12 protein-coding genes and 1 tRNA gene are annotated in these 14,340 nt (G+C 44.9%); 7 read left to right on the forward strand and 6 right to left on the reverse strand.

Annotation, left to right across the window (positions count from 1 at the left end):
- Positions 1-50: 50 nt before the first annotated feature.
- Both ICN43_RS07325 and ICN43_RS07330 read right to left on the reverse strand, forming a co-directional pair.
- On the reverse strand, positions 51-395 hold the full coding sequence (locus ICN43_RS07325; protein ID WP_216198230.1) for a cytochrome c: 345 nt from the start codon (positions 393-395) through the stop codon (positions 51-53).
- 17 nt (positions 396-412) lie between these two features.
- Entirely contained in the window at positions 413-778 is a 366-nt protein-coding gene (locus ICN43_RS07330) for a cytochrome c (RefSeq protein WP_216198233.1), read from the reverse strand.
- A gap of 166 nt (positions 779-944) precedes the next feature.
- Between ICN43_RS07330 and ICN43_RS07335 the strand changes: the two genes are divergently transcribed.
- The 3 genes from ICN43_RS07335 to ICN43_RS07345 are packed head-to-tail and all read left to right on the forward strand — an operon-like array spanning position 945 to position 3,527.
- Positions 945-1,802: a MoxR family ATPase gene (locus ICN43_RS07335; RefSeq protein ID WP_216198235.1), complete on the forward strand. Its 858-nt coding sequence runs from the start codon at positions 945-947 to the stop codon at positions 1,800-1,802.
- A gap of 33 nt (positions 1,803-1,835) precedes the next feature.
- Positions 1,836-3,011 (forward strand): VWA domain-containing protein, encoded by a 1,176-nt coding sequence (locus tag ICN43_RS07340; protein WP_216198236.1) that lies wholly within the window; start codon positions 1,836-1,838, stop codon positions 3,009-3,011.
- A 57-nt stretch (positions 3,012-3,068) separates the two neighbouring features.
- Entirely contained in the window at positions 3,069-3,527 is a 459-nt protein-coding gene (locus ICN43_RS07345; RefSeq protein WP_216198239.1) for a RidA family protein, read from the forward strand.
- 4 nt (positions 3,528-3,531) lie between these two features.
- On the opposite strand, the gene ICN43_RS07350 is transcribed toward ICN43_RS07345, so the two are convergent.
- Positions 3,532-4,182, reverse strand: coding sequence for an NTP transferase domain-containing protein (locus ICN43_RS07350; RefSeq protein WP_216198242.1), 651 nt, complete (start codon positions 4,180-4,182; stop codon positions 3,532-3,534).
- 58 nt (positions 4,183-4,240) lie between these two features.
- Between ICN43_RS07350 and ICN43_RS07355 the strand changes: the two genes are divergently transcribed.
- Positions 4,241-5,200 carry an XdhC family protein gene (locus ICN43_RS07355; RefSeq protein ID WP_216198248.1) on the forward strand — a complete coding sequence of 320 codons (960 nt, stop codon included), beginning with the start codon at positions 4,241-4,243 and terminating at the stop codon, positions 5,198-5,200.
- Positions 5,201-5,268: 68 nt separating this feature from the next.
- Here the strand turns inward: ICN43_RS07355 and parC are convergent, their stop codons facing one another.
- Both parC and ICN43_RS07365 read right to left on the reverse strand, forming a co-directional pair.
- On the reverse strand, positions 5,269-7,641 hold the full coding sequence (gene parC / locus ICN43_RS07360) for a DNA topoisomerase IV subunit A (protein ID WP_255533524.1): 2,373 nt from the start codon (positions 7,639-7,641) through the stop codon (positions 5,269-5,271).
- 74 nt (positions 7,642-7,715) lie between these two features.
- On the reverse strand, positions 7,716-9,704 hold the full coding sequence (locus ICN43_RS07365) for a DNA topoisomerase IV subunit B (RefSeq protein ID WP_216198250.1): 1,989 nt from the start codon (positions 9,702-9,704) through the stop codon (positions 7,716-7,718).
- Between the two features lie 79 nt (positions 9,705-9,783).
- Between ICN43_RS07365 and ICN43_RS07370 the strand changes: the two genes are divergently transcribed.
- Positions 9,784-11,004, forward strand: a complete 1,221-nt coding sequence (locus ICN43_RS07370; RefSeq protein WP_216198251.1) for a CaiB/BaiF CoA-transferase family protein — start codon at positions 9,784-9,786, stop codon at positions 11,002-11,004.
- Positions 11,005-11,098: 94 nt separating this feature from the next.
- Here ICN43_RS07370 and ICN43_RS07375 read toward each other — a convergent pair whose 3' ends face one another.
- Positions 11,099-12,580: an NAD-dependent succinate-semialdehyde dehydrogenase gene (locus ICN43_RS07375; RefSeq protein ID WP_216198253.1), complete on the reverse strand. Its 1,482-nt coding sequence runs from the start codon at positions 12,578-12,580 to the stop codon at positions 11,099-11,101.
- A 223-nt stretch (positions 12,581-12,803) separates the two neighbouring features.
- Here ICN43_RS07375 and ICN43_RS07380 point away from each other — a divergent pair, with 223 nt between their 5' ends.
- Together ICN43_RS07380 and ICN43_RS07385 are read left to right on the forward strand one after the other, a co-directional pair.
- Positions 12,804-14,039, forward strand: a complete 1,236-nt coding sequence (locus ICN43_RS07380; protein WP_216198254.1) for an MFS transporter — start codon at positions 12,804-12,806, stop codon at positions 14,037-14,039.
- 201 nt (positions 14,040-14,240) lie between these two features.
- Positions 14,241-14,315: transfer RNA gene (locus ICN43_RS07385), tRNA-Arg, on the forward strand.
- Positions 14,316-14,340 lie beyond the last annotated feature (25 nt).

Genomic DNA, 14,340 nt, shown 5'->3' on the forward strand with positions numbered 1-14,340 from the left:
GCTTAGGTGGTTAACCTAAGCCTTTGTCATATCTACAGCCGATATCAGAATTACTTCTTAATTACAAAATTACCGGGTAATTTAGAGATGTACAAGGCCATATCTTCAAGATCGGCATCAGTGAAAGCCTGAACTTGGGAGGACATGACTGCATTATTACGACCGTATTGAGGGTTTCCATTGCCAACTTTGTAAGCTTTTAAGGCGTAGAAGAGGTAATCAGAATATTGACCAGCTAACTTTGGGTAAGCTGGCAAGATTGGAGCGTTTAGACCGGCGCCATGGCATGAGGCGCAATTAGCCTTTTCAACCAGGGCCTTACCTTTTTCAGCGCTAGCTGCTTGAGCTAGACCAATACTGGATAACAAAATGAGGGTAATTAGTGGGAATTTCATAAAAGGTGCCTCTAATATCACTTCAATGGGTTGTTTGGTGAGCTGGCAGTTTGCGCAGCATAGTACTCGCCTAGATCAGCCATGTCCTGGTCGGATAGGCTGCCTGCAATAGAACGCATAGTTGGATGCTTTCTTTCACCTTTTTTGTATGCTGCTAGGGAGCTAGCGATATAGGCAGCATTTTGACCGCCGATCATGGGCACCTTATAAACCAAGGGATAGTCAGCGCGGTAGTCAGGGATAGCATGGCAACCAATACAGAGCCAAACTTTACCCTGTCCTGCTTGGGCGGAGCCTTTAACATCTTGAGCATGTGCTGTAAATCCGGCAAAAGCCAAGCCAGCACAGAGGGTCAATTGGGAAAGAATGAGTTGTTTTTTCATAGAAATCATAATTAACGAGTTTGATTTGAATCAATTTGGGAAGAGTATAGCGGAGACCGACAAAGACACTCTTTTTTCATAGCATGAAATTAGTAAAAACACGGTAAATAACAACCCTTTTACCTATACTTGAACGCTACTTACAGACAAATGATTGACGATCACAATGACTAAGACTAAATCCCGCTTCGATGGCTCACAAAGCTATGTGGCTACAGATGACTTAAAGTTGGCAGTAAATGCAGCGATTCAACTTCAGCGCCCTCTTTTGATTAAGGGAGAACCGGGCACAGGTAAAACTATGTTGGCTGAGGAAGTTGCTGCAGCCTTAAATATGCCTCTAATGCAGTGGCATATCAAGTCAACTACCAAAGCTCAACAAGGCCTTTATGAGTATGACGCCGTCAGCCGCCTTAGGGACTCTCAGCTTGGCGATAAAAAAGTAAATGACATACGCAATTACATTGTTAAGGGAGTTCTTTGGCAAGCATTTGAAGCGAATGAGCCTGTTGTTCTATTAATTGATGAGATTGATAAAGCAGATATTGAATTCCCGAATGATCTCCTGAGAGAGATTGATCGTATGGAGTTTTATGTATACGAAACACGTGAGTTGATTAAGGCCAAACACCGCCCTCTTGTCATCATTACCTCAAATAATGAAAAAGAATTACCAGATGCATTTTTGCGTCGCTGCTTCTTTCATTACATCTCATTTCCAGATGCCGTAACTATGCAAAGCATTGTTGATGTCCATCACCCCAATATTAAGCACGAATTACTTGACGCAGCTCTTAAATGTTTTTACCAAATTCGATCATTACCTGGCATCAAAAAGAAACCTTCGACTTCTGAACTCATTGACTGGTTAAAACTATTACTGGCAGAAGACATTCCAGCCGGGGCACTGTGTAGCAGCGATGACAAAATTACGATTCCTCCGCTGCATGGGGCGCTTCTTAAAAATGAGCAAGATATACACCTATTTGAACGTTTAGTAATGATGAATCGCGTTCACCGTTGATGCCAAGTATTCGCATACCGCAATAGCTGAATTATGCTGATTCATTTTTTTCTCAAACTCAAAGAGGCGAAGGTACCTGTTTCAGTTCGGGAATTTTTAACCCTACTAGAAGCCCTAAAGAAAGGCGTTATTGAGCCTTCAATTAATGAGTTTTATCAACTTGCACGCATGACTTTAGTCAAAGATGAGCAATATTTTGATCGCTTTGATCAGGTCTTTGGCTCTTACTTTAATGGTGTAGAGCAAATCATTGCCTTAGTGCCCGATATCCCCTTGGATTGGCTTGAGAAAAAATTACAGCGTGTATTAACTGAAGAAGAAAAAGCGGCACTCAAAAAGTTAGGTGGTCCTGAGGCATTGCAAAAGCGTCTTCAGGAGCTTATAAGGGAACAAAAGGAGTGGCACGGCGGTGGAAATAAATGGATTGGTGCTGGAGGATCATCCCCTTTTGGTCATAGCGGCTATCACCCGGAAGGTATTCGTATTGGTGGTGAAAGCGCAGGCAATCGTACAGCCATTAAAGTCTGGGAAGCACGAGAATTTAAAGATTACGACAGTGATCTGTATATAGGAACTCGCAATATCAAATTAGCATTACGTCGCTTACGACGCTTTGCTAGAGCAGGCTCCAATCTTGAGCTGGACCTTGATAAGACCATTCATTCAACTGCCGCAAATGCAGGGATGCTTGATATACAAATGCGCCCTGAACGGCATAATCAGGTCAAAGTCCTATTGTTAATGGATGTTGGCGGCTCAATGGACGATCATATTCAGCGTATCTCTGAATTATTTACCGCCGTCAAAACTGAATTTAAGCACTTGGAGTATTACTACTTTCATAACTGTGTATACGAACATCTTTGGCAAAGCAATCGCCGTAGACGAGACCAGGTAAGCGCAACTCAAGACATCATCAATAAGTATGGTCCCGACTACAAACTCATTTTCATTGGCGATGCCACTATGTCTCCCTATGAAATTCTAAGTCCGAATGGATCGGTAGAATATAACAATCGAGAAACTGGTGCAGCTTGGATTAATCGACTCATCGATCATTTCCCGCATTTTGCCTGGCTCAATCCAGAGCCAGAATCAGTCTGGCAGTATCGTCAATCTATTGACATCATGAAAGGTCTAATGAAAGACCGCATGTTTCCTGTGACATTAAATGGTCTTGAGAGTGCCATGCGTCAGCTATCAAAGTAATCCATTAAAATTACGTCAATCCTCTTTATTTCCTTAATTTTTCCTCACTAAAACTCTATGACACATTACATTAGCGATCGCCTGAAAACTCTAGGCATTGATCTACCGCCGCCCGGACCTCCTGCCGCAGCTTATGTGATGGCAGCCACTTCCGGCAACACTGTTTTTCTATCTGGCCATATTGCCAAGAAAAATGGCAAGCCCTGGGTTGGCAAGCTTGGCCAAGATATGGATACAGAGACAGGCAAAGCAGCAGCTAAGTCAATCGCGATTGATTTAATTTCCACTTTACAAAGTCACTTGGGCTCTCTAGATAAAGTAAAGCGCATTGTGAAGGTCATGGGTCTAGTGAATTCCACCCCTGAATTTACTGAACAACACTTAGTTGTTAACGGCTGTTCAGAATTACTTTTTGAGGTATTTGGCGATGCCGGTAAACATGCGCGTAGTGCATTTGGTGTCGCACAAATCCCTTTGGGTGCTTGTGTTGAAATCGAGTTGATTGCCGAGATTTAAAAAACTAAGTAAGGCTTAATTTATGTAGTTGGATGTCTTCCGGTGTGTCGACATCCATTAAAAATGCCTGATTGCTGGTGAGCATAGTCCTCACTTGGCTGGGATGATGATCCATATATTCACGACAAACCATTCCCGGAGTTCCAAGGACTTCTGATATGGCTTTGCGTGAGAAGACCACAGGATTGCCGCGCTTACCTTCCACCATTGGGAGAATAATTTCCTCGCCAATCTTTAGCTTAAGGAATGCATCAAGCAGCTCCTGAACTTCCTTTTCCCCTATTACAGGTTGATCTGACAGCGCTACCAGTAAGACATCAAATACCCCTTTAAATGACTCAAGGCCCAGACGAACTGATGAAGCGTGACCCCTTTCTGGGGCAGGATTTTTAATAACTTTAATTGGATGAGCCAAGGAGAGATTCAACTTCTCGATCTCCGACTCAATGGCTTCAGCATGAAAGCCGGTCACTACAATGTATTCAGTCAGGGCAAATCCTTGAATTGCACTTGAAAAACGCTGCAACAGAGTATGGCCGTCCTTTCGAAGCAAGGCTTTGGGGTGTCTACCCAGCCGACTACCCTCTCCCGCTGCCAGCAAGAGGACGGCAAGGCGTAACTGTAAGGCTTGAATGGGTGAGCTAGAACTTGTCATTAGAGTGATAATAATTACATTACTAGCTAACAATAATAAATAAAATTAAAGTCGAGAAATGAACAGCACTGATTTAAGCGTTCTAAATGTTGCCGTCGACTGGCTCAAGTCTTGCCATCCTGTTGCCATCGCCACAGTTGTTCAAACATGGGGCTCGTCCCCAAGACCAATCGGCTCTTGGTTGGCTATTCGGGCTGATGGACAGGTTACTGGGTCAGTATCTGGTGGGTGCGTCGAAGACGACTTGATTCGTCGAGTTCAAACTGAAATCTTGACCAAAGACTTGCCAGAGATGGTGATCTATGGAGTCAGTCAACGGGAGGCTGCTCGCTTTGGTCTGCCTTGTGGTGGAACGCTACGTTTGCTTGTCGAACCAAAACCAGAATTAGCTATCCTTGAAGCTATTCTGGCCTCTATCTCTAATCACCAAATTACCTCTCGCACAGTTGACCTTGTAACCGGCAAATCCACCCTAGAGGATGCTAATCGTAACGAGCCATTTATTTGCGACGAGCGGATAATGAAAACCACTTACGGTCCTCGCTGGCGCATGGTGATTATTGGTGCGGGGCAACTATCACTCTATACGGCAGACTTTGCTCTCGCTTCTGACTTTGAGGTGACTATCATTGATCCTCGTGAAGAGTATGTAGAAGGCATTAATCGCGAACAGATTCAATTTATCAAGGGCATGCCAGATGATGTACTACTAGATATTGGCATTGACTCTCATACAGCTGTAGTTGCTTTAACCCATGATCCTAAGCTTGATGATATGGCTTTGATGGAAGCATTAAAGTCCCCTGCTTTTTATGTTGGCGCACTCGGCAGCAGAATTAATACTCAGAAACGCAAAGCCCGCCTATTAGAATTTGATTTATCGCAAGAGCAGATAGAACGTCTCCACGGACCCGTTGGTCTATTTATCGGCGCTTTAACACCACCTGAAATCGCCATATCAATTTTGGCTGAAGTAATTTCTGTCAAATACGGCGTGCCTATTCCAAAAAAGGTATAGGTGGAGATAAAAAAGCCGATCAAATAATGAGCGAGTTTTTTTAAGCCCTAACGAGCCAGCCTAGCTACTTAGTTTGCCTTGAGCTTTCCATCTTTGAGTCTTGGTTCTACAAAATGGCCTTTACGCGCGCGATTACCAGCAAATGATTTCAAGGTTTTTACATCAAGACTCAACTCTGTTGGCTTACCTGCACGTCCAGCACCAGAATACGTAGCGCCATCAGGACCAACGGCAATTGCAGAAGCCAACTTCTCCTTGTCATCAAGACCCATCAGAATCACACCCTTACCACCAGTTGGCAAGCGCTTGAGTTCATCAAGGGGGAATACCAATAACTTAGAGCTTTCAGATAAGCAGGCGACCTGCTTCATGCCAACTTTAACTTTAGCCGCGCCAAGAGGCGCATCGCCACCTGGGAATTTATTATCAATTCCAACAAAAGATTTTCCGGCCTTGTTACGAGTAGTCATATCCGCTACATTGGCAAGGAAGCCATTACCTGATCGAGTTGAAATTAGCACCAGGTCATCAGATTGGCCAGCGTAATAAGCCACCATCTGTGATCCCGCTGCTAAGTTCACGAAGCTGGTCAAAGGCGAGCCATCGCCACGAGCACCCGGCAGCTCACTCACCGGTACGGTATAGACACGGCCATCACTGCCAAAACCTTGCATCACATCTACCGTCCGGCATTCAAATGTTCCGTAAAGTGCATCACCTGACTTGAAAGCAAACTGAGTTGCATCATGCTCATGTCCTTGGCGCACACGTACCCAACCTTTTTGAGACACGATGACTGTTACTGGCTCATCCAAAATCTTAGTTTCTGCTACAGCGCGCTTATCTTCCTGAATAAGGGTACGGCGATCATCACCAAAATCCTTCATGTCAGATTCGATTTCTTTGATGATACGTTTACGGAGAACAGTATCGCTCTGTAACAAGCCCTCAAGATCATCACGCTCAGACTTCAGCTCTTTCAACTCTTGTTCAATCTTGATACCCTCAAGGCGAGCCAATTGACGCAAACGGATATCCAGAATATCTTCTGCCTGACGATCGCTAAGCTTAAATTCTTTAATGAGGTCTGCCTTCGGATCATCACTATTGCGAATGATCTTAATGACCTTATCAATATTCAGAAGAACAATTAAGCGCCCTTCCAAAATATGCATGCGGTCATTCACCTTACCTAGGCGGTGCTGAGTACGACGTGTAACAGTAGCAACCCTAAAAGAAATCCACTCGGCAATAATCTCCTTAAGACCCTTTTGACGTGGACGTCCATCCGCACCTATCATCACCAAGTTCATTGGCGCATTCGACTCTAGAGAGGTATGGGCAAGCAATAAGTTGGCGAATTCATTGACATCAATATTCTTACTCTTCGGTTCAAACACTAAGCGAACAGCAGCATCTTTACTGGACTCGTCACGCACGCCATCGAGCACATTCAAGATGGTAGACTTTAGATTGCTCTGCTCAGGGGTTAAGGTTTTTTTACCAACCTTGACCTTTGGATTGGTGATCTCTTCAATTTCTTGAAGTACGCGCTGCGATGAAGTGGATGGTGGCAATTCATTCACCACAATTTGCCACTGACCGCGTGCCAATTCTTCGATGGACCAGCGAGCACGTACTTTGACGCTACCACGGCCAGCTTCATAAATCTGGGCGATTTCTGCCGAGGAAGAGATGATTTGACCGCCACCCGGATAATCTGGGCCAGGCAGAATTTCCAATAGCTCTGCGGTAGTCATTTTAGGAGACTTCATCAAAGCAATTGCTGCGCTAGCCACTTCTCGTAAATTATGCGAAGGAATCTCAGTCGCCATACCCACGGCAATACCAGATGCTCCATTTAACAGAACAAATGGTAGGCGTGCTGGCAATAACTTAGGCTCTTGGAACGATCCATCGTAGTTTGGTGCAAAATCTACCGTGCCTTCGTCAATCTCACTTAACAAGAGACCAGCAATTTTGGTTAAACGTGCTTCGGTATAACGCATTGCCGCTGCACCATCACCATCACGTGAGCCAAAGTTACCCTGACCATCGATCAGCGGATAACGCAATGAAAAGCTCTGTGCAAGACGAACTAGTGCATCATAAGCAGATTGATCACCATGAGGATGGAATTTACCCAGCACATCACCAACCACACGAGCACTTTTAACCGGCTTAGCATCGGCACGTAAACCCATCTCACTCATCGAGAACAGAATGCGGCGTTGAACTGGTTTTTGACCATCCGATACATCTGGTAAAGCACGACCCTTAACTACGCTGATTGCGTAATCCAGATAAGCACGCTCTGCGTAGACTGCCAGCGTCAAGCTATCTTTATCATCTTCATTGAGCTCAACAATTTTGGGGTCATGCGGATCCTTAGGGCCACCAGCTTGTGAAGAAAGAGGCTCATCAATCTCAACAATATTCATTTCCATTGGCTCGCCCGCAAATAAGTCTGCCTGTTCGCTTGAGTCTGTACTACCTGGAATTTTTTTAGTTGCCATTAGATATCGGCCTCCACTTCATTGCCGCGCTCTTCAAGCCAATCACGACGTGCTCCGGATTCAGATTTACCCATCAACATATCCATTGTTTTAATTGTTTCATCTTCGGTCCAGGCACCCAAAGTAACCGGTAAGAGCCGACGAGTATCTGGATTTAAGGTGGTATCCCACAATTGCTCAGCACTCATCTCACCCAAACCTTTGAAGCGAGAAATTTGCCAAGCCGATTCTTTTACACCATCCTTGCGCAATTTATCTTCAATCGCCTGAAGTTCATTTGCATCTAGGGCATATATTTTTTGCGCTGGTTTTTTACCTCGTGCTGGTGCATCGACTCTAAACAATGGCGGCCTGGAAATATAAATGTGCCCTAATTGAATTAACTTAGGAAAATGCTTGTAAAACAGGGTGAGTAGCAACACCTGAATATGCGCACCGTCAACGTCAGCATCCGACAGGATGCAGACTTTACCGTAACGCAAGTTCGAGAGGTCAGGGGTGTCATTAGCACCGTGCGGATCTACGCCAATTGCAACTGCAATATCATGCACCTCATTATTCGCAAACAAGCGATCTCGCTCTGCTTCCCAGGTATTAAGAACCTTGCCGCGTAAAGGCAGAATTGCCTGATATTCTTTATTGCGACCCATTTTTGCAGAGCCCCCAGCTGAATCGCCCTCAACGAGAAAAATTTCATTGAGGCCAATATCTTCGCTCTCGCAGTCAGTCAGCTTTCCAGGGAGAACTGCTACACCCGAAGATTTTTTCTTCTCTACTTTTTGGCCGGCTCGAGTTCTTGCTTGCGCCTGCTTGATTACCAAGTCCGCTAATTTACGACCATAATCTACGTGTTCATTGAGCCAAAGCTCAAGCGCAGACTTAGCATAACCAGATACCAGACGCACCGCATCTCTGGAGTTAAGCCGCTCTTTAATTTGCCCTTGGAATTGAGGATCTAATACCTTTGCAGACAGAATAAAAGAGGCGCGAGCAAAGACGTCCTCAGGCATGAGCTTAACGCCCTTAGGTTGTAAGGCATGCATCTCAATAAAACCTTTAACCGCATTAAAGAGGCCTTCGCGCAATCCGCTTTCATGTGTTCCGCCGGCAGGAGTGGGGATTAAATTCACATAACTCTCACGCACTGGGGCACCATCTTCAGTCCAAGCAACTACCCAGGCCGCGCCCTCGCCTTCAGCAAATGAATCATCATCACTATTTCCGGAGGCATATTGCTCACCCTCAAATGGTGGAATGACTTCTGCACCATGACCAGCTTGAGCAATAGCCTCATTCAGATAGCCACGTAGGCCTTGAGCATATTGCCAAGTTTGAGTGTCACCAGATTTTTCTTGAATCAGGGTAACTTTGACACCCGGCAACAAGACCGCCTTAGATCGCAAGAGGCGAATGAGTTCAGGCATGGGGATTGCAGCACTATCAAAGTACTTAGCATCAGGCCATGCGCGTACGCGTGTGCCGTGTGATTTGTCTTCTTTACTAGAAGCACTGGTTTGTAGCTTTTCGATGACCCTGCCATCCGCAAAGGTCAAAGTAGAGACCTGTCCTTCACGCCAGACTGTAACTTCAAGGCGCTTAGATAAGGCATTGGTTACTGAAACGCCAACACCGTGCAAACCACCCGAGAATGCATAAGCACCCCCGGTACCTTTTTCAAACTTACCACCGGCATGAAGTTGAGTAAAAACGATCTCTACTACCGGTAGCTTCTCAGTTGGGTGCATTCCCACCGGAATTCCGCGGCCATCATCCTCCACACTCACGCTGCTATCAGCATGCAAAGTGACGATGATGTGCTTACCAAATCCACCCAAAGCTTCATCAGAAGCGTTATCCAATACTTCTTGAATGATATGAAGGGGATTATCGGTGCGAGTGTACATTCCCGGCCGTTGACGGACGGGCTCGAGCCCCTTGAGGACCTGAATCGATGATTCGCTGTATTCGGATGTTTTACGAGTAGCCATGCGCGCAAATTGTAGTCATGTCTGGAAACAAAACCTGAATTTTTCAGAATTCCCTTTAAATTCATGCCAAAATTGAAGTATGGGAGCCTTAAGTCATATTCGTGTTTTAGACCTCAGCCGTGTACTTGCCGGTCCTTGGTGCACACAAAATTTAGCAGATCTTGGTGCTGACGTAATTAAAGTCGAAAAACCTAGTGAGGGGGATGATACCCGCCACTGGGGGCCGCCTTTTGCGAGAGATGAGACTGGGCATGACACTTCAGAAAGCGCCTATTTCATCTCGATAAACCGTAATAAGCGGTCAATTACAGTCGATATTAGCAAGTCTGAGGGTCAAGAAATCATTCGCCAGCTCGCAAAAGACTCGGATGTAGTGATTGAAAACTACAAAGTAGGTCAACTCGCTAAATATGGACTTGACTACGAGAGTTTAAAAAAAGTGAAGTCAGACCTTATTTACTGTTCCATTACCGGGTTTGGTCAATTTGGCCCCTATTCTCGAAGGCCTGGTTATGACTTTATCGTTCAGGGCATGGGTGGCTTTATGAGCGTCACTGGCGAAGCAGATGAATTTGAAGGGGCCAGCCCGCAAAAGGCGGGAGTTGCTATTGCCGATATTTTTACAGGCATGTACGCAACCACCTCAATTTTGGCGGCTATCGCCTACAAAGACCACACTGGGGAAGGTCAATACATTGACTTGGCACTTTTAGATACGCAGATAGCGGTAATGGCAAACGTGGCAAGTGCATATTTATGCTCCGACGAAATACCTAAGCGCTGGGGAAATGCATCACCAACCATCGTCCCCTATCAAACACTACCCACTTCAGATGGCTGGATGATCGTAGCAGCAGGAAATAACAGTCAATTTAGAAAGTTTGTAACAGCAGGTGATGAGCCGCATCTGGCTGATAACCCGCTGTATTCAGAAAATCCAGCAAGAGTCCAAAACCGCCATCAACTGGTACCGCTCCTGGAGGAAATGACTCGAAAGAAAACAAAGATGGAGTGGATTAACTTACTTGAGACGGCGAATGTGCCTTGCGGTCCCATAAATAATTTTGAAGAGGTTTTTGCTAACGAACAGGTTAAAGCACGCAACATTCAATTAGAAGTTCCACACCCAACTGCAGGAAAGATGAAACTCGTGGCCAGCCCCATGAGACTCTCAAAGACACCAGTTGAGATTCGGATGGCGCCACCAACCCTTGGACAGCATACAGATGAAATCCTGCACGAAAGACTAGGTCTAACTGCGCAGGATATAGATTTGCTCAGAAAAAATGGTTCAATTTAATCAAGCTTACCAATTTTTTTAAGAACCTAGTTCATCCACACGATATCTTTGCTCCAGAAGGCTAAGAACTCTAGCCCATCTAGATAGTCGGTTTTTATAGTCCAACACAAACATATTTCATCTCTAGGTACTCATCTATACCCCACGAGCTACCCTCTCTACCAAGGCCTGATTGCTTTACACCACCAAACGGACCTACTTCGTTGGAAAATAATCCAGTATTTACACCAACCATTCCAAATTCAAGCGCCTCAGCCACCCTCCAGATACGCCCGATATCGCGACTATAGAAGTAAGAAGCCAAGCCAAATTGGCTGTGGTTAGCCAATCGAACCACCTCATCGTCAGATTCAAATGGGATAACGGGAGCTACAGGACCAAATGTTTCTTCGTAGGCAATCGTCATTGAATTGTTAGCATTTGCAATAACAGTTGGCTCGAAAAACGTACCACCTATTTCAGATAACTTACCACCAGTAATTAGCTTTGCACCTTTTTCCAAAGCATCTGCAATATGCCTTTGTACTTTAGCGAGAGCTTGCTCATCAATTAACGGGCCCTGAGTTACGCCAGGCTCTAAGCCATAACCCACCTTGATTGCTTTTGAGGCTGCAGCAAACTTTTCAACAAACTCGTCATGAACCTTCTTGTGAACATAAAAGCGGTTTGCAGCAACACAAGCTTGGCCAGCATTACGATATTTAGCAAACATTGCACCAGCAACCGCGCTATCAATGTCGGCATCCTCAAATACGATGAAAGGCGCATGGCCACCAAGTTCCAGAGCAACCTTCTTTACCGTAGGGGCGCATTGCATCATGAGCAATTTACCAACCTCGGTTGAACCGGTAAATGAAAGGTGTTTGACAACTTGAGAGTCGCATAGCGCCTTACCAATGCCAATTGAATTGTGAGCATCAGCAGTCAAAATATTGATTACACCATCTGGTATGCCAGCTCGTGAGCCCAATTCAGCCAAAGCCAGAGCTGAAAGCGGGGTTTGCTCGGCTGGTTTGATAATGATTGAACAGCCTGCCGCAATCGCAGGAGAGACTTTTCTAGTGATCATTGCGCTAGGAAAATTCCAAGGAGTGATCGCCACACAAACACCAATTGGCTGCTTGAGAACCATCAAACGCTTATCTTCCCAGGTTGTACTCGGAATAGCGCCAGTTACGCGCTTTGCCTCCTCGGCAAACCATTCAATAAAAGAGGATCCATAATGAATTTCTCCCTTCGCCTCTGCCAAGGGTTTTCCTTGCTCCAAAGACATAATGATCGCCAAATCTTCTGCATGTTCGGTAATCAGATCAAACCACTTACGCAAAACGGCAGCGCGTTCTTTGCCGGTTTTCGCTCTCCATAGGAGAAATGCACTTTCTGCACATGAAATTGCATGCTCAGCATCAGCAACATCTAAATTTGGAGTCTGCGCAATAACCTCGCCGGTTGCCGGGTTAGTTACTGGAAAAAGTTTGCCAGATTTAGCCTTAACCCATTTACCACCAATAAAGGCATCCCCCTTTAGAAGATTTTTATCTTTTAACAATGAACTGATACTGTCTGCTGCAGGCATAAAAAATACTCCAAGTAATCTGGTGAATTAAAAATTGTTTCATCATTAGAACAGGGGGGGTACCCCTCAACATCGGTAGAAACCCTTATATAAAAATCTGTGCTTAATCAGCATCAAAGTCGACTATAGGCACCTAGGAGCCTGAAAAGTGATTAGTTTTCAATCAAAGACACCACCCTGATATTCTTGAACTAAATATCGCCTGCATTTTTTAAGTTAAACCATGAGGTCAAGGGACTTAGCGCCAAACATTCTTTCATTAAAAGCCCTATTAATTTTTGGCGGCTTGATGGTGACCTTATCCATGGGTATTCGTCATGGCTTTGGACTATTTAATCTACCCATCACCTCTGCAAATGACTGGGGACGAGAAACTTTCGCTCTTACTATTGCACTGCAGAATCTCACCTGGGGAGCAATACAACCAATTACAGGCGCATTAGCTGATCGCTTTGGCGCACTCAAAATCATGATTGTAGGTGGAGCTCTGTATGCATTAGGTTTGGCTGGCATGGCACTATCAACCGATACCATAAACTTTTTACTTGCAGGCGGCTTACTGATTGGTCTTGCACAAACAGCAACAACTTATAGTGTTGTGTACGGCATCTTGGGTAGAAATGTTCCCCCGGAAAAACGAGTATGGGCAATGGGAATCACTGCTGCTGCAGGTTCATTTGGACAGTTCCTAATGATTCCTGTTGAGCAAGGTTTACTCTCCAGTTTTGGTGCCAACGATGCACTACTCATTTTGGCGCTAATGGCAAGTCTCATGATCCCAATTGCTTTTATGTTGCGTGAGCCCAATCTACTGAGAGCGAACCAAGGCAGCGATCAAACCATTCAGCAAGCTTTAAAGGAGGCAATCGGCAATCCCAACTTTAGATTGCTGACCTTAGGCTATTTTGTTTGTGGATTTCAAGTGGTCTTTATTGCCGTCCATTTGGCGCCCTACCTAAAAGATTTATCAAAGAGTTACCCCGATGTTGGTGCGCCTACTGTGGCGACTACTGCGCTAGCATTAATTGGGCTGTTTAACATTTTTGGCACCTACAGTGCCGGGATATTGGGTCAACGCTTTCAAAAACGCTATCTGCTATCAGGCATCTACATCATCAGATCCGTTGTTATCATGGCCTTTGTGTGGCTACCCATCAGCACTGCCTCCACCTACATTTTTGCTTCCATTATGGGCTTCCTGTGGCTTTCTACCATCCCACTTACCAATGCAATCGTGGCCCAGATCTTTGGGGTTAAATACCTTACGATGCTTTCTGGCTTGGTTTTTTTCTCGCATCAATTGGGTAGCTTCTGCGGAGCTTATTTTGGGGGATATATATTTGATAGCACAGGCTCGTATATGCTTGTTTGGAATATCGCTATTGCCTTAGGTGTATTTGCATTCCTGGTGAACCTACCCATTAAAGAGCGAGCTATTCATCGCGTTGTTGCAACTTAATCAGTGATTATGAAAATTTCAATCCTGCGCTTTTTCATTTATTGCGCATTGTCAATTATCTTAGGAATGATTTTTTCCGCCTACTTTACTCCTGGTGTCATGATTGCAATCACCAACTCAGTATGGGCGATGTGTGGCTGGTAATCAGTGGATAATGTTTATCTTCACAACTTTTTTAAAAAATATTTTTATTTTTTAATTCTCGCCGTAGCACAATGGATAGTGCACATGCCTCCTAAGCGTGGGATACAGGTTCGATTCCTGTCGGCGGGACCACTTCAGGTTACAAAACTTATCCACA

Source organism: Polynucleobacter sp. UK-Mo-2m-Kol15 (genome assembly GCF_018881505.1).
GTDB lineage: Bacteria > Pseudomonadota > Gammaproteobacteria > Burkholderiales > Burkholderiaceae > Polynucleobacter.